The organism is uncultured Proteiniphilum sp. (genome assembly GCF_937873925.1).
Taxonomy (GTDB): domain Bacteria; phylum Bacteroidota; class Bacteroidia; order Bacteroidales; family Dysgonomonadaceae; genus Proteiniphilum.
The window spans coordinates 29,061-48,119 of the sequence record NZ_CALNAT010000144.1 but is presented as its reverse complement, the minus strand read 5'-3'; the positions used below and the strand labels follow the sequence as shown (position 1 = coordinate 48,119).

15 protein-coding genes and 1 pseudogene are annotated in these 19,059 nt (G+C 47.2%); 9 read left to right on the top strand and 7 right to left on the bottom strand.

Features of this window, described 5'->3' with window-relative positions:
* From Q0502_RS09715 to Q0502_RS19020, 3 genes and pseudogenes are all read left to right on the top strand, one after another.
* Window positions 1-577: transporter associated domain-containing protein (locus Q0502_RS09715; RefSeq protein ID WP_298650054.1), on the top strand; the 577-nt coding region annotated here is incomplete at its 5' end.
* A 130-nt stretch (window positions 578-707) separates the two neighbouring features.
* Entirely contained in the window at window positions 708-2,837 is a 2,130-nt protein-coding gene (locus Q0502_RS09710; protein ID WP_298650053.1) for a peptidylprolyl isomerase, read from the top strand.
* Window positions 2,838-3,198: 361 nt separating this feature from the next.
* Window positions 3,199-3,276, top strand: a pseudogene (locus Q0502_RS19020) (T9SS type A sorting domain-containing protein); the annotation flags it as partial.
* A 332-nt stretch (window positions 3,277-3,608) separates the two neighbouring features.
* On the opposite strand, the gene Q0502_RS09705 reads toward Q0502_RS19020, so the two are convergent.
* Complete coding sequence (locus tag Q0502_RS09705; protein ID WP_298650051.1) at window positions 3,609-5,270, bottom strand: diphosphate--fructose-6-phosphate 1-phosphotransferase; 1,662 nt, start codon at window positions 5,268-5,270, stop codon at window positions 3,609-3,611.
* 304 nt (window positions 5,271-5,574) lie between these two features.
* On the opposite strand from Q0502_RS09705, the gene Q0502_RS09700 reads away from it, so the two are divergent.
* The 3 genes from Q0502_RS09700 to odhB all read left to right on the top strand — a co-directional run bounded on the left by Q0502_RS09700 (window position 5,575) and on the right by odhB (window position 9,678).
* Window positions 5,575-7,350 carry a thiamine pyrophosphate-dependent enzyme gene (locus tag Q0502_RS09700; RefSeq protein ID WP_298650049.1) on the top strand — a complete coding sequence of 592 codons (1,776 nt, stop codon included), beginning with the start codon at window positions 5,575-5,577 and terminating at the stop codon, window positions 7,348-7,350.
* The gene (locus Q0502_RS09695) at window positions 7,350-8,216 is read left to right on the top strand and encodes a hypothetical protein (RefSeq protein WP_298650046.1); all 867 of its coding nucleotides are present in this window, start codon (window positions 7,350-7,352) and stop codon (window positions 8,214-8,216) included. The genes Q0502_RS09700 and Q0502_RS09695 overlap by 1 nt, the downstream gene beginning before the upstream one ends.
* A gap of 106 nt (window positions 8,217-8,322) precedes the next feature.
* Window positions 8,323-9,678, top strand: coding sequence for a 2-oxoglutarate dehydrogenase complex dihydrolipoyllysine-residue succinyltransferase (gene odhB, locus Q0502_RS09690; protein WP_298650043.1), 1,356 nt, complete (start codon window positions 8,323-8,325; stop codon window positions 9,676-9,678).
* A gap of 67 nt (window positions 9,679-9,745) precedes the next feature.
* Here odhB and Q0502_RS09685 read toward each other — a convergent pair whose 3' ends face one another.
* From Q0502_RS09685 to Q0502_RS09675, 3 genes are all read right to left on the bottom strand, one after another.
* Window positions 9,746-12,088 (bottom strand): UvrD-helicase domain-containing protein, encoded by a 2,343-nt coding sequence (locus tag Q0502_RS09685; protein ID WP_298650041.1) that lies wholly within the window; start codon window positions 12,086-12,088, stop codon window positions 9,746-9,748.
* Between the two features lie 123 nt (window positions 12,089-12,211).
* Window positions 12,212-12,751: an AraC family transcriptional regulator gene (locus Q0502_RS09680; RefSeq protein ID WP_298650039.1), complete on the bottom strand. Its 540-nt coding sequence runs from the start codon at window positions 12,749-12,751 to the stop codon at window positions 12,212-12,214.
* Between the two features lie 77 nt (window positions 12,752-12,828).
* Window positions 12,829-13,011: a hypothetical protein gene (locus tag Q0502_RS09675; protein WP_298650037.1), complete on the bottom strand. Its 183-nt coding sequence runs from the start codon at window positions 13,009-13,011 to the stop codon at window positions 12,829-12,831.
* A 118-nt stretch (window positions 13,012-13,129) separates the two neighbouring features.
* Between Q0502_RS09675 and Q0502_RS09670 the strand changes: the two genes are divergently transcribed.
* Window positions 13,130-13,510 carry a hypothetical protein gene (locus tag Q0502_RS09670; RefSeq protein ID WP_298650034.1) on the top strand — a complete coding sequence of 127 codons (381 nt, stop codon included), beginning with the start codon at window positions 13,130-13,132 and terminating at the stop codon, window positions 13,508-13,510.
* An 87-nt stretch (window positions 13,511-13,597) separates the two neighbouring features.
* Here Q0502_RS09670 and Q0502_RS09665 read toward each other — a convergent pair whose 3' ends face one another.
* A complete protein-coding gene (locus Q0502_RS09665) occupies window positions 13,598-14,068 on the bottom strand; it encodes a hypothetical protein (protein ID WP_298650031.1) in 471 nt (156 codons plus the stop codon).
* A 333-nt stretch (window positions 14,069-14,401) separates the two neighbouring features.
* On the opposite strand from Q0502_RS09665, the gene Q0502_RS09660 reads away from it, so the two are divergent.
* Together Q0502_RS09660 and Q0502_RS09655 are read left to right on the top strand one after the other, a co-directional pair.
* Window positions 14,402-14,752: an MGMT family protein gene (locus Q0502_RS09660; RefSeq protein ID WP_298650027.1), complete on the top strand. Its 351-nt coding sequence runs from the start codon at window positions 14,402-14,404 to the stop codon at window positions 14,750-14,752.
* A 120-nt stretch (window positions 14,753-14,872) separates the two neighbouring features.
* A complete protein-coding gene (locus tag Q0502_RS09655; RefSeq protein WP_298650024.1) occupies window positions 14,873-15,790 on the top strand; it encodes an endonuclease/exonuclease/phosphatase family protein in 918 nt (305 codons plus the stop codon).
* Here Q0502_RS09655 and Q0502_RS09650 read toward each other — a convergent pair.
* Both Q0502_RS09650 and mutS read right to left on the bottom strand, forming a co-directional pair.
* Window positions 15,766-16,374 carry a thymidine kinase gene (locus Q0502_RS09650; RefSeq protein WP_298650021.1) on the bottom strand — a complete coding sequence of 203 codons (609 nt, stop codon included), beginning with the start codon at window positions 16,372-16,374 and terminating at the stop codon, window positions 15,766-15,768. The genes Q0502_RS09655 and Q0502_RS09650 overlap by 25 nt on opposite strands.
* A gap of 68 nt (window positions 16,375-16,442) precedes the next feature.
* On the bottom strand, window positions 16,443-19,031 hold the full coding sequence (gene mutS / locus Q0502_RS09645) for a DNA mismatch repair protein MutS (protein ID WP_298650056.1): 2,589 nt from the start codon (window positions 19,029-19,031) through the stop codon (window positions 16,443-16,445).
* Window positions 19,032-19,059: the final 28 nt, after the last annotated feature.

The window sequence follows — 19,059 nt, the reverse complement described above, 5'->3', positions numbered from 1 at the left end:
GTTTATTGAAACCGGTATCTCCAGGATACTGGTCTTTAAAGACAACCTCGACAATATTGTGGGTTACATCCATATTTGGGAAATTTTCAACAATCCGCAGGATTGGACAAATAATCTGGCTTCCATTTCCTTCGTCCCGGAGAGTATGCAGGCCAACCAACTGATGAGCGACCTGATGCAGCATCGTAAAAGTATCGCCGTGGTGGTTGACGAGTTCGGAGGCACCTCCGGGATCGTCACTATGGAGGATCTTGTGGAAGAGATCTTCGGGGATATTGAAGATGAATACGATGTGGAATCGAAATTCTTGAAGAGGGAGGGAGAAAACGAGTTTGTGATGTCGGGGCGGGTGGAGATCGGACACCTCAACGAAATATATCACCTGGATATTCCCGAGTCGGATGAATATTCCACTGTAGCCGGCTATCTGCTGTACCATATGCAGCGCTTCCCAAAAACCTATGAAACCGTGATTCTCGGAAAATATACCTTCAAAATACTGAAAGTGACGGCACGAAAAATAGAGGTAGTACGGCTCATTACAGAAAGTGAAGCGGCCCACGGAATACTGCTCTGACCAGACGAACAGGCTAACCTACACTTTTCCTTAAAAAAATAACGCTGTCTGCGTTATTTTTGCTAACTTCGTGCCCTTATTTGAATTATAAAAATTTATCACGTTCTAAGTACAATAAAAAGATAGTTAGATGGCTACTTTACAAAAGATTAGAGATAAAGGTACACTTCTCGTCATTGTGATCGGCGCGGCATTGGTTGCCTTTGTGTTAGGAGATTTGCTTACTTCCGGGACGACATTATTTGGAAGAGCGCAGGACAAGGCGTTCGTAGTAAACCATGAGGTAATTTCAACCCAGCAATATGCCGATAAAATTACCGAGTTCGAAGAGTTTCAGAAGATGGTAAGCGGGCAGTCGTCCCTCGATGAAAACATCTCATCACAGATACGTGAAGCTGTGTATCAGCAGATGGTGCGGGATCGTTTGCTCAGCCATCAGACGGCGAAATTGGGACTCACTGTAACCAAAGGGGAACTGAATGACCTGGTGCACGGGCAATTTATTTCGCCGGTGTTGCAGCAGCTTCCTTTTTTCCTCGATCCGCAAACGGGCATGTTTAGCCGTGCAGCCCTGGTAGAATTCATCAATACCGTCAACATGCCGAACCCTAATCCGCAGGAACAGGCACTGGTGAACCAGTACAAGCGTTTATGGCTGTTTATCGAGGAGATGATCAGGACGCAACGGCTGGAGGAAAAATATATCTCTCTTCTTTCCAATGCAGTTATCGTGAATGATATGGAGGCAAAGACCACGTTCGATCTTTCACAGCGAAATGCCGATATTGAATATGCGATGAAGAGTTACTTTACTATTCCCGATTCCGCGGTAAACGTAACCGATAACGATATAAAAGCGTTTTATAACCGGCATAAGGAATCTTTCAGATTGGAAGCGCCTCTCGTGAAGTTGTCTTATTTTACCAAAGCGATCAGTCCCAGTGAGGAGGATTATGCGGAGGTTGAAGCAGAATCCCGTAACGCCTTTAACGAACTGGGCAGCGCTGTAACTCCGGCGGCGGTTGTGGCCGATTATTCACAGACACCCTACCGTGATATGTTTGTGAGCGAGCAGATGCTGACTCCCACACAGGTGGAGTTTATCCGCTCTGCGGCCATCAACGAGATGTATGGGCCTGCACGTGAGGGCGATTCATTTCATATTTACAAACTGATCGATAAAACTGTTGCTCCCGACTCTGTGCATCTGAGGATGATGGCTGTTCCCGATGCTTCCATGGTGGGGCAGGACTCCGTCATCACCCACTTTGTAGACAGTATTTACGGAGCCATAGCGGGCGGCGCCTCTTTTGCGGAGGTAGCCAACAGCCTCAACCCGAATTCCAACGGTGGGGATATGGGTTGGGCAAGGGAAACCGATCTTGTTACGTTTGGTACGGATCTGGTGAAGGCCGTTTTTAATGCGCCTGTGGGGCAACCTGTTAAATTGACCATTCCCGGGCAACAACTCATTCTTCAGGTGGAAGAACGGACACGCCCGGTCAATAAATACAAACTGGCCGTCATCGATATGCCGGTATTGCCGAGTGAGAAGACATCGAACAATATCGATAATGAACTGAACCAGTTCGTTTCCACGCCCGATGTGGAACAAAAATTCAATGAACTGGCTACAGAAAAAGGATATATGGTGATGCCCAATATTACTGTTTCCGCGAACGATTTTTCATTGGCTCAGATCCCGGGTTCCCGTCAGGTAATCAGTTGGGCTGCCAATGAGAAGAAAGTAGGAGCCGTGAAAAAATTTGATCTCACCAACCTGCGTATCATTGCAAGGGTAGAGAGGGTGATACCGACAGGTACGACGCCCTTATCGGAAGTCTCTTCGGGGATCCGTACCCAACTGGTCAATGAGAAGAAGGCTGAGAAAATAATTAACGATCTGCAGGCGCAAAATCTCACTTCTCTCGATGCGTATGCCACTGCCATGAACAGCAACAGGGATACCGTCCGTTTTGTGAATTTCACTACCCAGAATATCACGGGATTGGGTTTTGAACCGGTGTTGAATGCCATTTCCGCATTCGCCCCGCTCAATAAGGTCGTAGGGCCGGTGAAGGGTAACATGGGTGTGTATGTGGCTGCCGTCGCCAATCGTACTGAGGGAACGGAAGAGTATGACGCAGAGGAAGAGAAAAACCGGATATTGAACAACAACGCTTATCGGTTGCAAATGCAGTCGATCGAGGTGCTGAAAAACAAACTGGGAGTAGAGGATAACCGTTACAGGTTCTTCTGATCTTATTGCTGAATAAGGATAGACTGACCTTATAGAAGGAAAAAAAGAGGTGGCTTCATGACGAGGCCACCTTTTTTGATGTTCGCCCGGCACGAACTACCTATAGGCCGCAAGTTCCAAGCACGCCATTATAGAGTAAGTATTAATTAAAAGACGGTTATCGAGTATATTATTTGTTTTATGTTTGTTTTGTTTTTTAATTATTTATTACTTTTATCGTCAAATACCAAATGAAATGATACCGAATGATCCACCAGAATCTAGTCACCGCTTGTAAACGGAATTTGCAGGCAGAACAAATCTATTCAATAATTATCAACTACACAATACTTCCGACCCGGTATGCCGGCTATCGGTAAACGGTTTGCCAGCGGGTATCTATTTCGTAAGGTTGATAAAGGACGATAAAGTGTATACGAAGAAACTGATTAAGAAGTAAAGTCAAGCTTCTTGCTTTTATAGAACAGAACAGTCTAATCTTGGAAGGATAAAATTTATTGATAGTTTGTGCAACGTTTTTTGTTTTCTACCTCTTATAATAGAGGTTGAACTGAAAGATCTTGCCCTTGATTGAAAATTATTTCTTATCTTCACGATATGATTAACCGACAATGAAAGCGGATACTCCACCAGCTTGTTTATGCCACTTGTAAACTAAGTTTACAGGTGAAGAATTTCATTTTAAAATTCTATGACCAATTTATTAAAGTAAAAAGTAGGAGAAAACAAGTGGCGTTTTCTCCTACTTTATAAATATAGAAACAGTTATAATTATAACTTGATCGTACCGTTCTGCTCCAATTGCAATGTTTTGCTCGGTTGGTCGCATACTTCCGTCGGGCCGAAATACTGGATCGGGCCGGGATATACATAGTCCGTTTCGATAGCCCATTGATCGCGTTGGTTTTCGAAATATTTGAACGGAGCGCCCTCCAGTTCCACCAATGCTTTCTGAATTACCGGCTTCATTTCCCCGTGGCGACGTTCCATGTTCATCATCATGGTGATGGGTACTCCGCCTGCGATCCAATCTTTGGCAGGAGCAGTGGTGTTACGTACGGACGACATGTATCCGGTCTTGCCTGCTGCAATCAGCATGGAGGCAGTATACCCCAGTGAATAGCAGTAGTCGGCATCATAGTTCGACGGTGCGGCGCAACGTCCCTCATAGCCGAAGAAATGGGTAATACTTGAGAACTTCCCTTTGTATCTGCCCTCTTTGGTCCATATGTCGAGCCGTTTTTTAACCATCTCGGCCAGCAGTTTCTCGGTTTCGATCAGCGATACCTGTACGTTACCGTGCGGGTCACGGTCGAGCGTGAGCTGGCGGGCCACCGTTTCGGGAAGGCTGGCGTAAATATCCGCATTCTCGCGTGAGAGCTTGCTGATAATGTAATCGCGTTGCCCGGAGCGGCGTACCAGGTTAAATTCCTCCTGATTGTGCGCAAGGAAATCATTCAGTTCATGAATCAACTTCTTCATTGCCGGAATAAATTCGATCAGCCCTTCGGGAATGATCACCGTGCCGAAATTCAATCCCTTTTCGGCCCGTTGGGTAATTACACCGGCTATGTAATCTATAATATCGTCGAGCGATTGTTCTTTGGCAGCCACCTCTTCCGATATGATGCAGATATTGGGTTGTGTTTGCAGGGCGCATTCCAGGGCAATATGTGATGCTGAGCGGCCCATTACTTTGATAAAGTGCCAGTATTTGCGCGCCGAATTACAGTCGCGCTGGATGTTTCCGATCAACTCCGAATAGACCTTGCATGCCGTATCGAAACCGAAAGAGGTTTCGATCTGCCCGTTTTTCAGGTCGCCGTCGATGGTTTTGGGACAACCGATCACCTGTACCCCGGCGTTGATCGACGCATAGTACTCGGCCAATACACAGGCGTTGGTGTTGGAGTCGTCTCCTCCGATGATGACCAGCGCTTTGATATCCAGCTTTTTCAGTATCTCGAGTCCTAAGTCGAACTGCTCTTTGGTCTCCAGTTTCGTGCGTCCGGAGCCGATGATGTCGAACCCGCCGGTATTCCGATACTCATCGATAATGTCGGCGGTGAGTTCTTTGTATGTGTGCTTAACGAGTCCGTCAGGCCCCAGGATGAACCCATATAGTTTACTGTCACTGTGTAACCGTTTGATCCCGTCGAATATTCCGGCGATGACATTGTGCCCCCCGGGTGCTTGTCCTCCCGAAAGGATCACACCCACGTTTACCGGTGCCGATACGCCGGTTTCACCGGTTGCCTGCGTGAACTGAACGATCGGCATTCCGTATGTGTGAGGGAAAAGTTTTTGTATCTCCTCCTGGTCGAGTACCGATTCGGTGGCGGCCCCTTCCTCAATATTTACATTGCCCTTCAAACCTTCGGGCATTTTGGGCACATAACTTGCCCTTGCAATTTGTAAAGCGCTTTTTGTCATTAGATCGATTTTTTTTATGATAAATTGTATCTGTCTCTTCTCGGATAGTTTGTACGGCCTTCGCTAAGCCAAACGGGCGGAGGATAATTCCGCAGGGATTTGCCCTGGCGTGACAACCATTGACAGTCGAATGAAGTTCAACCCCAAAAGTACTATTTTTTCGGGAAATAATGAACAATTTTACTATCTTTACCATTCATATCAGATAAGTGGGAAGGTGGGAAGGTAGTTAAGTTTTTCACTTTTCACTTTTCGTTTTTCACTTTAAGATTATGTTCATATGAATATTCAGGAAAATTGACCGATGAATGCCAAAAATGAGATGAATGCAGTGGATCTGGAAGCCATAGAGGACTTATATAGAAAATATAAAGCAGACCCCGAAAGTGTGGATGAGAGTTTTCGCTATTTCTTTCAGGGATTTGATTTAGCCATCACCCGTTTTCCGGTAAAACCGGGAGAGAGCAGCGTTTCAGTGGAGAACTCCCGGAAAGAGCTGGCGGTAATGAAGCTGATTACCGCTTACAGGCGAAGAGGACACCTTTTTACCAAGACCAATCCGGTACGTACACGCCGGAGTTACTCGCCGACGCTGGCCATCGAGAATTTCGACCTTACCGAAAACGACCTCGACAGGGAGTTCGAGGCCGGGCATGAGATAGGTATAGGCAAAGCCACATTAAGAGAGATCGTCGCCCGTCTCGAAGAGACCTATTGCAGATCGATCGGTGTGGAATATCGCTATATGACCAAACCGGAGATTGTACGATGGTTGCAGGAGAAAATGGAGAACTCCGAAAACCGGGAACTGCTCCCACGCGAGATCAGGCTGCGTATTCTCGACCGGCTTATAGAGGCGTCCGGATTCGAGGATTATCTTCATAAAAAGTTTGTAGGACAGAAGCGATTCTCACTGGAAGGGTCCGAGTCTATTATACCTGCATTGGACGCCATCATGTCGCGCGGAGGTGCTTATGATGTGAATGAGATCGTGATAGGCATGGCGCACCGCGGACGGTTAAACGTACTCACCAACCTGATGAAAAAGCCTTATGCACAGGTGTTTCGTGAGTTCAATGCCCAGAATTACGAAGAGAAGATCAAATATGGCGATGTGAAATACCATCTTGGGTATAACAGCACCATCGATTACGAAGGGCGTTCCATCTCCATCAGCCTCACCCCCAATCCTTCCCATCTGGAAGCCGTAGGCCCTGTAGGGCAGGGTATTGCCAGGGCGATGTTGGAGAACGAACACAATTATGATTACGATCAGGTATTGCCGATCCTCATTCATGGCGATGCCGCCATCGCCGGACAGGGTGTGGTGTATGAGACCATTCAGTTCTCCAAACTCGAGGGCTACAAAACGGGAGGTACCATCCATATTGTGATCAATAACCAGGTGGGATTCACCACCAGCTATCTTCAGGCACGATCCAGCACCTACTCTACCGATGTGGCCAAGGTGACCCAATCTCCTGTATTCCATGTGAACGGAGACGATATCGAGGCGATGGTCTATGTAGCCAAGCTGGCGCTGGAGTTCCGCCAGAAATTCAATATCGATGTTTTTATCGATCTGCTCTCGTACCGGAAATACGGGCATAACGAAGGGGATGAGCCGCGGTTTACACAGCCGAAACTCTACGATATCATTGCCAAACATAAAAATCCCCGTGATATCTATGCGGAGAAGCTGATCGCCGAGGATGTCATCACCCGGCAGGAGTTTGATGAAAGGGTAGCCGGCTTTCACCGGCGATTAGAGGAGGCGTATGAAGAGTCGCTCAGATCCGATCAACTAAACCTTCAGCTCTTTTTTTCAAACAGGTGCAAAAATATAGGATTCCCCAAAGCGGTTGATTTCGAAGAGAGTGTTGATACGGCCATTTCGAAAGAGTTGTTTATAGAACTGGCAAAGAGTATTACAAGCCTGCCGGAAGATAAAAAATTCTTCAATAAGACCAAGCGCCTGTTTGCGCAGCGGGCGGCGATGATAGAAGAGGACAGGTATGACTGGGCGATGGGGGAGCTGATGGCCTACGCTTCCCTGGCGAAGAGAAATATTTTCCCCTGATGAATCTGGGGGAAGGGCAGGCGTCCGCACGGGTCTATAATTCACCGCTCAATGAGTATGGTATACTCGGGTTTGAGTATGGTTACTCGCTGGCCCATCCCGAAGGACTCACCCTCTGGGAAGCGCAGTTCGGCGACTTCTACAATGTGGGACAGGTGATCGTGGATCAGTATATCTCCGCCGCCCAGGAGAAGTGGGGTATAAGGTCGGGCCTGGTGATGTTGCTGCCACACGGATACGAAGGGCAGGGAGCGGAACATTCGAGCGGACGGATGGAGCGTTTTTTAAGCCTTTGTGCCAATTACAATCTGCAGGTGGTAAACTGTACCACCCCTGCCAATTTCTTCCATGTGCTTCGCCGGCAATTGCACCGTGAAATCCGCCTTCCTCTGATCGTCTTTACACCCAAGAGCCTCCTGCGCCACCCTGAGTGTATCTCTTCCCTTGCCGATTTCACTGAAGGCCGGTTCCGGGAGGTGATAGAAGATAAAACGGTGAAAAATCCGTCGGAAGTAAGAAGAATATTGCTTTGCAGCGGCAAAATATATTACGAACTGGATGCCGTGCGGAAAGAGAGGAAGATAAACGATATTTCCATCCTGCGGCTGGAACAACTCTACCCTTTTCCTGAAAAGCAACTCGGGAAGATACTGAAGAATTACCCGGAAAACGTGGAACTTATATGGGTTCAGGAGGAGCCGTTCAATATGGGAGCCGCCGTTTTTGTAAAACAACATATAGGAGACTGTACCTTGCAGGTTATCAGCCGTCCCCCCAGCGGCGTTACGGCGGAAGGCCTCACGGCGCAGCATAAGGTGCATCAGGCAATTATTCTGAATGAGGCGTTAAATTTGATTCAAGATTAAAAATTCAAGATTCAAGATTTCGGAACAAATTAATAATTAGTCATTCGTCATTCGTTGATAATTAATTAGTCACATTGGCACATTGACTTATTAGTACATTAAATATATGGCAATCATAGAAATAAAAATACCGAGTCCCGGGGAATCCATTACGCATGTGGAGCTCTTTCATTGGCTTGTGGAGGATGGAGCTGTTGTACGGAAAGATGCGGAAATAGCCGAACTCGAATCGGAAAAGGCAACCCTGATGCTGGTGGCCGAAGAGAGCGGAAAAATATCGCTCAAGGCAGCAGAAGGAGAGTCGATAGAGGTGGGCGCTGTGGCCTGTACCATCGATACTTCTGTGCAAACGGAAGAAGCTGCTGCTCCGACAGCGGGGGAAGGGGCATCCCCGGAACAACCTTCCGCTCCGGAACAGTCTTCCGTAAAAGGAAAGGCAAAGCAGACAGCGCCTCATGCCGGGCAAAAAACATTTACTCCGCCGTCAGAGGAGACCCCTGCAGGAGGTACGCCTTCTGCGGAACCCGCCGTTGGCCCTTCCGAGCCTCATGACGGTACCGCCGGTTACGACAGGGTGAAGATCACACCCCTGGCTAAGAAAGTGATGACCGAAAATGGGCTGTCGGTGGAGGATGTGATCAACGGCTTGAGGAGGTTAAGGCGTGAGGATGTGGAGGCGGTTATGGGCGCCTCGGGCGGAATCGGCACGAATGGCATGAAAAAGCCGGTCAGCCGGGAATCGAAGAGCGAGCGGATGAGTTCGCTGCGCCGGAAGCTGAGTGAGCGGCTGGTGTCGGTGAAGAATGAGACGGCCATGCTGACTACCTTCAACGAGGTGGATATGAAGTCCATTATGGATCTGCGGAAAAAATACCAGACTCAGTTTATGGAGAAATATGGTATCAAGCTGGGTATCATGTCCTTCTTCCTGAAAGCCTGTTCCGTTGCCCTGCGGGAATTCCCCAATGTGAATGCTATGCTGGACGGTGAGAATATGGTTACCTACGATTATGCCGATATTTCGATAGCGGTGAGTACGCCCAAAGGGTTAATGGTGCCTGTGATCCGTAATGTAGAAAGCCTGGGCCTGGCAGAGATCGAGCGGACACTTGAAGAACTTGCAGGAAAAGCGCGGAGCGGCAGGATCTCTATTCCTGAGATGAGCGGCGGTACGTTCACTGTGACCAATGGCGGCGTATTCGGTTCCATGATGTCTACACCGCTCATCAATCCGCCCCAGTCCGCTATATTGGGGATGCATAATATTCAGGAACGGCCCGTTGCCATCGACGGCCAGGTAGTGATACGTCCCATGATGTATGTCGCACTGTCATACGATCATCGTGTGATCGACGGTAAGGATTCTGTCGGTTTTCTGGTCAGGGTCAAACAGTTGCTGGAAAAACCCGTCGATATGTTGTTCGGGGGAAATAGCGGCGAGAAGGCGTTATTGGAGATATGAAGTTATATCTGTTGAGGTGAGTGGGTTGCCCGCTTATTGGCATATTAGTCACATTGGCATATTCACATTAAGATCTGGTGGCGGAGTCTGTCGTGCCGACAATAGAAAATTTGGCGAACTTAAGCAACAACTGCTTTCTGCCGGCAGCATCGAACTCTACGAAGGCACGGCGATCGTTGCCGCTCATCTCGATGGAAGTTACTATTCCCCGTCCGAACCGCTCATGCTCTATTACATGCCCTACTTCCAGCTCTTTCGCCTCTTCCGATAACGGAGCGGAAGGAACGGCCCGTTGAACCGGTACCACCCGTTTGGGAGCGATAGTAGGGCTATAGGTATTCTGCATTCGTTGCTCCCTTTGCTCCCGCATTGATCCCCAGAAATCATCTGCCGGTGCCGGGAGGGTAGCGGTCTCATCTCCTTCTCCTCCTTCGATAAAGGACGGGTCGATATCTTTCAGAAAACGGCTTGGCGAGGCGGGGTTGGTCTGCCCGTTCCTGAAACGGCTTTTCGCATAAGTGATCGTGCAACTCTTTTTTGCCCGGGTGATCGCTACATAGAAGAGGCGACGTTCCTCTTCCAGCCCGCGGATTTCCGATTTCGCCATGGCTGACGGGAAGAGGTCTTCCTCCATCCCCACCACGAACACATGATCAAATTCAAGTCCCTTGGCGGAGTGCGCCGTCATCAGGGTCACCTTCTCGTTATCGGCTCCCGTATCGGTATCCTGATCGGTAAGCAGCGACACTTCCGACAGGAAGTCTGCCAGCCGGATATTTTCATCCCCCTGTTCCTGCTGTGTCTCCACAAACTCATTCATTGCGTTGAGTAACTCCTGCATATTCTGCGCGCGGCTCATCCCTTCGGGTGTCATATCGTCGTAAGCCTCTTTGGCGATACCGCTGTTTTTGATCACTTCCTGCGCCAGTTCAAAGGCGCTCATCGTTGCGTTTTTATCGATAAAATCCTGTATCAGGGAGTGAAATCCTTCCAGTTTCTTTGCCGTTCCCGTGTTTACTTCCAGATTGTATTCCAACGGAGCGGTCACTACCTGCCAGAGACTGGTGTTGTGGCGTTGGGCGACCGATGTGATCTTGCCTACGGTCACGTCGCCGATACCCCGGGTGGGATAGTTGATGATACGGCGGAAAGCCTCTTCGTCGTTCGGGTTCACGATCAGGCGGAAATAGCTGATGATATCCTTGATCTCCTTGCGCTGGTAAAATGACAGTCCGCCATAGATCCGGTAGGGGATGTTGTTCTTTCTCAACGCCTCTTCAAAGATACGCGATTGGGCGTTGGTGCGGTAGAGGACGGCGAAATCACTGTAGCGGGCGTACTTTTCGAGCCGCATACGGGCTATTTTATTGGAAACGATCAATCCCTCCTCAAAATCGGAAAAAGCCTTTCTCATATCAATCTTCTCACCCTCTTCGTTCTCAGAGAACACATTTTTGAAGATCTGCTCGCTGTTCTTTTTGATGAGGCTGTTGGCAGCATTCACGATATTCTGTGTGGAACGGTAGTTCTGCTCCAATTTGAATATCTGCGTGTTAGGAAAATTCGATTTGAATTTCAGGATATTGTCGATATTGGCGCCCCGGAAGGAGTAGATGCTTTGTGCATCGTCGCCCACCACGCATACGCGGTGATGTTCGTCTGCCAGTTGTTTCACGATAAGATGCTGGGCGAAGTTGGTGTCCTGGTACTCATCCACCAGGATATACTGAAACTGGTTCCGGTATTTTTCCAGCACTTCCTTGTGGTCGCGGAACAGGATATTGGTATACATCAGCAGATCGTCGAAATCCATGCTGTTGGCTGAGCGGAGCCTGTTCTGGTACCGTTGGTAGATCTCGAATAGCATCGGTCGCCTCGCCATCCGGTCGTATTGCAGGATTTCGTCGTTGGCTGCGTACATGGCAGGTGTGATCAGGCTGTTCTTTGCCCTTGATATCTGTCCGTGCACCGATCCCGGCCTGTATTGTTTGTCATCCAGCTCCATCTCCTTGATAATCAGCCTGATAAGATTGTTGGAGTCGGATGAGTCGAAAATGGTAAAGTTCGACTGAAAACCGATCGCTTCCGCTTCATTCCGCAGGATACGTGCAAAAATGGAGTGGAACGTACCCATCCAGAGCCGGCGGGCCCTTTTCTCTCCCACCAGATCGGCAATACGCGATTTCATCTCGCGCGCCGCCTTGTTAGTGAAGGTAAGCGACAGGATGTAGTAGGGGGGTAGTCCCTGTTCCAGCAGGTAAGCGATCTTATAGGTGAGTACCCTTGTTTTTCCTGATCCGGCGCCGGCAATCACCAGCGAGGGCCCGTCACAAAATTCTACGGCGGTCCGTTGCGCTTCGTTCAAGTGGCTAAGCAACCCGACATCACTATTCTTTTCGGTTTTCTGCATAACTACAAAAGTACGAATTTTCGGCGGAACAGAATAAAAAAACCGCTTTCAAACGAAGGCGGTTGGCGAATGCTCCGGTAAACAAGGATAGGTAAGATGTGGTGTTGTATGGAAAAACAGGGATCAGGTAGATCCTAATAATCTGCTTTTGGCGGGTGGAATCCCGTAGTGTTTATTATAGAGAGTCACCAAATGTGATACGCTCTTGAAGTCGTACATTTTGGCTATTTCCGTAATGGACATATCCGACTTCATTACCAATGAGTTAATCTCCTCCATTTTCCTATCTAACATCCATTGATAAGGTGTTTGTCCGAAACATTTCTTGAAATGGCGTGTGAAAGTTTTTATGCAATCGTAACCGCAAAACTTTGCCAGTTCACTCATATTCCTTGCCGATAAGTAGTTGCTCAACACACTATCCTCAAACCGTTTTGATTTAGATATTCGCGGGATCAGCTTCACAAGGACAATCTCATTGTCGGGCGACGGGGTAACCCTGCTTTTCAGCCCGTCAGAGAAAGTAAATATGCAGGATGCCACATCCGTCAGCAAATATTTGCGTACGGTATGCTTTCTGTCATTTTTTAATTGAATGCCGTCCATACCATCCTTTATTAATAGCGCTCTAATTACACGAATACTTTTAATGACTGCGGCCATATAATATGCCGCTTTTATAGAGCTAGAGATGTAGGTCGTAATGAATTAATTGCCCGTCAGTTCGTAAACTTTGACTTTTATTTGTCGATAATTTTTAATTCGATACCTCCTTTTGCAATCGCGGTTTGCCTGATTCTTTTTGATAATTCCGTATCCGTCTCACCATTTAGCGCCTTCCGGATAGTAGGATACGTCACATTGAGCATTCTCATGATCTCTTTTCGTACTGAATAGTCAACTTTTATGATAGTATTTTCCATTCTTGTTATATATGAAAATTTTTCTATATCTTTATAGCGTTTTTCAAATTGAAACTTGACACAAAGTTATAGACAATTTTCTAATTAAACAAATTTATAAGGAATATTTTCTATTTTCATGAAAATAATTCAAAGAATATATCACTATCTAAATGAGAAGGGATTAAGACCGGCTGAGTTTGAGAGGATGATTGGTGTTTCCAATGGTTATTTAAGTAAAATGTATACAAGGCTCTCGGATGTAGGAGAAGGTGTACTCATGCAAATAATAGAAAATTGTCCGGATCTGAATCCAATGTGGCTGGTTTTAGGCACGGGTGAGATGCTTAATAACTCAACTGATGATCATATCCCGGAACCGGTTTTGGACAAACTCCTCGGTGAGATCAAAGAATTATCAGCCAAAAATGAGAGATTAAAAATAGAAAATGAACATTTAACCAATGAAATAGGTAATAAAAGTCTGTCTTGTAATCCTTCTGCTGTCGTCGGGACGTAATTAGAGATCCTATGAATTTTATCATCCATTTTCAATAAAAAAAACCGCCCTCGTTTGAGGACGGTCTTCCCAAAGTATTTTTATTTTTTATTTGAACGTATAGCGCAAGCTGAGCGCAAATCCGCTATACCAGTAATCGTTATAGCTGTTGGTGAAATTGAACGACGGCTTCCAGTCTAAAGAAATATTAAAGGGTGCCTGGGGAAAAATATACTCGATGCCCCCGATCAGGTCGGCCCCCAGCAGGAAGGCGCTGTTGTAACGATCCCTTTCTTTGTGGATGCCCCCGATATGCGCACCGAGCCCCAGGTACCAATCTAACCCGGGTGCTCCCGGAACCGGTTGTTGGTATTCATATAATCCGGTCAATTGGAAGTAATGGGGTGACGCCGCGAGGATAAACTCACCAGCCGATGCAGGAGCAAAGAAGTGTTTCAGTGTCACACCGCTGTCATACCCCAGTCTCACGCCAAGAGCAGTGTTATACTGTTGTGCATTCAGTGTAGTTACTATTGCTGTCATCAAAAGTACTGCGAAAAATAGTTTTTTTAGTTTCATACGATTATTTGTTTTTTAAGTTAAGGTATACGGAACCCCACCGATCAGTTTTTAACAACTTATCGATTTGGTGATCAGTAATTATCAAATCGGTAGATCATTATATCGTTAAACCGACTTACGTGCCCGTTTCATACGTTTTGGTTTATATAGAGAAATAACAAATAACCGCCCGTATTGTTTGCCGTTCTTTTAAAAAAGCATCCTTTTCCTGCATTTTTCTGTAGTTTTTCATGGAAAAATATTTGTCCTGTTATTCGGGTTATGCCACAATAACCCGGATAAGGCCGTTATTAATTTATATATCTTTACATTTTGAAATCTATCGTTGAGATGAAACCGGAAGATAAACCTGATATAAAGGAATTCAGAGAGCTTGTGTCTGAAATCGTCAGTATGATACCCAAAGGAAGAGCTACAAGCTATGGAGCAATAGCCCGTTCCATAGGTTATCCATCCCATTCCCGTATGGTGGGCAAAGCCTTGGCGGACAGTGCCGTTCAAAATATCCCGGCACACAGGGTCGTAAACAGTCAAGGGGAACTCTCCGGCAAAGATGCCTTCAAAACCCCTGACACAATGCAGGAACTGTTGGAATCGGAAGGCGTAACAGTGGAGAATAACAGAATAAAAAACTGGAGGAAAGTCTTTTGGGATCCGGTGTCAGAAATCCGTTTGGACTGATATAGGTTGTTAGCACATCTATTCCAAATGAAGCAAGTCTTTTTTTGTTGAAATTCATTCAAAATAGTATATTTGTGTGGTTATGTGGCAGCAACAGCCACTCTCGTAAATTCAAAAAATATGATGCGTTTACATTGGTACTTGTTGGGTTTTCTTTTTATCTGTTGTTCCTGTACTCAAAAGAACTCTTATGAATTACAGGTGATGAGTTTTAATATCTGGGTGGGAGGCGGCAATTCCATTGAAAAGACCGCGGAAGTGATTGTGAATAGCGGTGCTCATATTGTGGGGATACAAGAGGCTACCCGTAACGGTTCAAATACGGCCGTCGCTATTGCAGATAGCCTGGGTTGGTATTCGCATCCCTCCAATAACAGCGCTACCATAATCAGTAAGTACCCTATTGTCAAAACATCGGATTCGGGAAAAGGAGTCAAAATACAGACGGGAAAAAATCAATTTGTATGGATGTTTAATGTTCATCTGTATTACTGTCCGTATGAACCCTATCAACTGAATGGTATAGAATATTGTGGAGGTCCGTTGCTCTCAACGGCTTCGGAAGCGATAGAATCGGCCTGGCGTACCAGGGGAGAAGAGGTGACGCTTATCCTCAGGGAAATAAAAGAAGCTCAAAATGATAATTGTCCGGTTTTTCTTACCGGCGATTTTAATGAGCCGTCCTGGTTGGACTGGACGGAAAATGCGGCAAAGGCGAATTTGTGTAAAATGAGAGTCGAATGGCCTGCAACGAAAAATTTTCAGTTACAGGCCGGTATGAAAGATTCCTACCGGACTTTATATCCTGATGAAGTGGAATATCCAGGCCATACATGGACTACCCTTCCTGAAACCGAGAAATACCGGGAAGTGCCGGACCGTATTGATTTTGTATTCTATTGGGGGGGAAACATTTCCCTGAGCCGCTCACAAATCGTAGGAGAATCCGGGAAATTCAGTGATATTGTAATTGAAGATTATCCTTCTGACCATAGAGCTGTGCTGAGTACGTTTTATATATCCTCCTCTCCCTCCTGATCCCTCTTATCCATTGCCCTTAAATAGCATTTCCTGCAGAGGGGCTGGTATTCGTCGGTTTCGCCCAGCATCACCTGTTTGTCGTTTTTCACCAGCCGGTGCGAGTAATTGGCAAGGTTACCGCACTGTACACAGATGGCATGCACTTTTACCACATCGTCGGCAATAGCGCACAATGCAGGCATCGGGCCGAAGGGAACACGTTTGAAATCCATATCGAGGCCGGCTATGATCACCCTGATCCCCTGGTCGGCAAGTTCCTGGCATACATCCACCAATCCCATGTCGAAGAACTGGGCCTCATCTATTCCTATCACTTCCGCTCCGGAAGAGAGCAGTAAGATATTACTGGAGTGTTCCACAGGAGTGGAAAGGATAGTGTTTTTATCGTGTGAGACCACCTCTTCCTCTGAATAGCGGGTATCGATGGAAGGTTTGAAAATTTCCACCATTTGCCGGGCAAACTGTGCACGGCGTAATCTGCGCAACAACTCTTCGGTTTTGCCGGAGAACATTGAGCCGCAGATGACCTCGATGCGTCCGGTACGTTCTGTTTCGTTCAGTTTGTTTTCGTTATACATCATCTCTTTGGATGGTTTTTTCTTGATATGGCTTCGGATAACTTATCCGAAGCCATAGTATATAAGGAGATTTATTTTCCTTTGACAATTTTCTTGATCTCGTTCAACTTGTTCAATGCCTGGAGGGGAGTTAAATTGTTTACGTCGAGGTTGATGATCTCGTCGCGTACCTGGCTGAGTATCGGATCATCCAGCTGGAAGAAGCTCAGTTGATATCCCTCCCGTTTTTCCACGAAATCCTGAATGGGTTTCTTGATCATCTCTTTCCGGTTGGAGGACTCCATCTGGGCGAGGATAGCATCCGCGCGTTTGGTGATGCTTTGCGGTATGCCGGCCATTTTTGCCACATGGATGCCAAAACTATGTTCGCTTCCGCCCGGAACCAGTTTACGCAGGAAGATCACTTTGTTGTCGATTTCCTTTATCGCCACATTGTAGTTTTTTATACGTTTGAACGATTTCTCCATTTCGTTCAGTTCGTGGTAATGGGTAGCGAAGAGAGTTTTGGCACGCGCTTTCGGATTTTCGTGTATATATTCCACTATTGCCCAGGCGATGGAGATGCCGTCGTAGGTGCTTGTGCCGCGTCCCAGTTCATCAAAAAGGACAAGGCTGCGATCCGACAGGTTATTCAGGATATTGGCCGCCTCGTTCATCTCCACCATAAAAGTGGATTCCCCGAGCGAGATGTTGTCTGATGCCCCCACCCGGGTAAATATCTTATCTACCAGTCCGATCTTTGCCGAATCGGCCGGTACGAAGCTGCCGATCTGTGCCATCAGGGTGATAAGCGCGATCTGGCGCAGGAGCGCTGACTTACCTGCCATATTGGGACCTGTAATGATGATAACCTGCTGTGTGTTGCTATCTATATATAGGTCGTTGGCGATAAACGGTTCACCGGGAGGAAGTTGTTTTTCGATCACCGGATGGCGGCCGTTCTGTATGTCGATGATTTCGGAATCGTTAATCTCCGGCCGCATATATTTGTTCTCCTGTGCCACGTTGGCAAAAGAGAGGAGGCAATCGACCCGGGCAATTATATTGGCGTTGGTCTGGATAATGGGGATATATTCAAGCAGGCTTTCCACCAATAAAGAGTAAATGCGGTTTTCCAGCGAGATGATTTTCTCTTCCGCTCCCAAGATCTTCTCTTCATATTCTTTCAATTCTTCTGTGATATACCGTTCGGCATTCACCAGCGTCTGTTTGCGTATCCAGTCTGCCGGGACTTTGTCCTTGTGTGCGTTGCGTACTTCTATATAATAGCCAAATACGTTGTTGAAAGCCACCTTCAGAGACGGAATACCAGTTCTTTCGCTCTCGCGCTGCTGTATCTGCATCAGGTAATCTTTACCGGAATAGGCTATTTGGCGCAGTTCGTCCAGCTCTTTGTCCACCCCCTTCCTTATATATCCGCCTTTGTGCAGTAAAGCAGGAGGGTCGGGCACGATCTCTTTCTCAATACGATCCCGGATCGTGAGACAGGGGTCGAGTTTTTCTCCCATCTCCGCGATACTTTGATTATCGGAGGAGAGGAAAGCCTCCCGGATCGGCTCGATTGCGGTGAGCGCCACTCTCAGTTGTGCTACCTCTCTCGGAGTAATTCTTCCCGTGGCTGCTTTGGAGATAATCCGTTCCAGGTCGCCTATAAGGGAGAGTTGTTGTTCAAGCACCTTTTTCAATTCCGGCTCCCGGAAAAAATGCTCCACCACGTTCAGGCGGGCTTCAATCGGTTGGGCTTCCTTCAGGGGGAAGACCGTCCACCGGCGCAGGAGGCGTGAACCCATAGGGGAGATGGTCTTGTCGAGCACGTTGAGCAGGCTTTTTCCCCCTTCATTGAGAGGGTTGATGAGTTCCAGATTGCGTATGGTGAATCTGTCGAGCCGTACGAAACGCTCTTCCTCGATGCGCAACAGGGAGGTTATATGGCCAATATGCTTGTGCTGCGTGATATCTAAGTAATGGAGTATGGCGCCTGAAGCGATAATCCCCCGTGTGAGTTGCTCCACGCCGAAACCTTTCAGGTTCTTTGTCTGAAAATGGGAAAGCAGCCTGTCATGGGCGCTGTTTTCGGTAAAGATCCAGTCGTCCAGTTCAAAAAGAAACCATTGGGAACCAAAAAGTTCTTCAAACTTTTTTTTGTTGCCCCGTTCAATGAGTATCTCTTTTGGAGAGAAGTTGGAGAGCAGCTTGTCGATATCGTCGTCTGTCCCTTCGGCGGTGAGGAATTCACCGGTGGAAATATCGAGGAAAGCAATTCCGAACCGGTTGCCCTTTTCCATATGCATTGCGCAGAGGAAATTGTTCTCTTTATGGTTCAGGATAGTGTCGTTGATAGATACGCCCGGTGTTACCAACTCGGTGATCCCCCGTTTTACCAGTTTTTTGGTCATCTTCGGATCTTCCAACTGGTCGCAGATCGCCACACGCTTGCCGGCACGCACCAGTTTCGGCAGATAGGTGTCCAGGGCATGGTGCGGGAAGCCGGCCAGCTCCACGAACTGTGCAGTCCCGTTTGCCCTTCGTGTGAGTGTGATACCCAGTATCTCAGCCGCTACGACGGCATCATCCGAAAATGTCTCGTAAAAGTCGCCCACACGAAACAGTAAAATAGCGTCGGGATGTTGTTTTTTTATCTCGACGTACTGCTTCATCATTGGCGTTTCCACTATTTTTTTTCCCACG

Coding starts and splice junctions, on each gene's coding strand:
- Q0502_RS09710 (WP_298650053.1), top strand. CDS start 708: ATGGCTACTTTACAAAAGATTAGAGATAAAGGTACACTTCTCGTCATT.
- Q0502_RS09705 (WP_298650051.1), bottom strand. CDS start 5,270: ATGACAAAAAGCGCTTTACAAATTGCAAGGGCAAGTTATGTGCCCAAA.
- Q0502_RS09700 (WP_298650049.1), top strand. CDS start 5,575: ATGAATGCCAAAAATGAGATGAATGCAGTGGATCTGGAAGCCATAGAG.
- Q0502_RS09695 (WP_298650046.1), top strand. CDS start 7,350: ATGAATCTGGGGGAAGGGCAGGCGTCCGCACGGGTCTATAATTCACCG.
- odhB (WP_298650043.1), top strand. CDS start 8,323: ATGGCAATCATAGAAATAAAAATACCGAGTCCCGGGGAATCCATTACG.
- Q0502_RS09685 (WP_298650041.1), bottom strand. CDS start 12,088: ATGCAGAAAACCGAAAAGAATAGTGATGTCGGGTTGCTTAGCCACTTG.
- Q0502_RS09680 (WP_298650039.1), bottom strand. CDS start 12,751: ATGGCCGCAGTCATTAAAAGTATTCGTGTAATTAGAGCGCTATTAATA.
- Q0502_RS09675 (WP_298650037.1), bottom strand. CDS start 13,011: ATGGAAAATACTATCATAAAAGTTGACTATTCAGTACGAAAAGAGATC.
- Q0502_RS09670 (WP_298650034.1), top strand. CDS start 13,130: ATGAAAATAATTCAAAGAATATATCACTATCTAAATGAGAAGGGATTA.
- Q0502_RS09665 (WP_298650031.1), bottom strand. CDS start 14,068: ATGAAACTAAAAAAACTATTTTTCGCAGTACTTTTGATGACAGCAATA.
- Q0502_RS09660 (WP_298650027.1), top strand. CDS start 14,402: ATGAAACCGGAAGATAAACCTGATATAAAGGAATTCAGAGAGCTTGTG.
- Q0502_RS09655 (WP_298650024.1), top strand. CDS start 14,873: ATGATGCGTTTACATTGGTACTTGTTGGGTTTTCTTTTTATCTGTTGT.
- Q0502_RS09650 (WP_298650021.1), bottom strand. CDS start 16,374: ATGATGTATAACGAAAACAAACTGAACGAAACAGAACGTACCGGACGC.
- mutS (WP_298650056.1), bottom strand. CDS start 19,031: ATGATGAAGCAGTACGTCGAGATAAAAAAACAACATCCCGACGCTATT.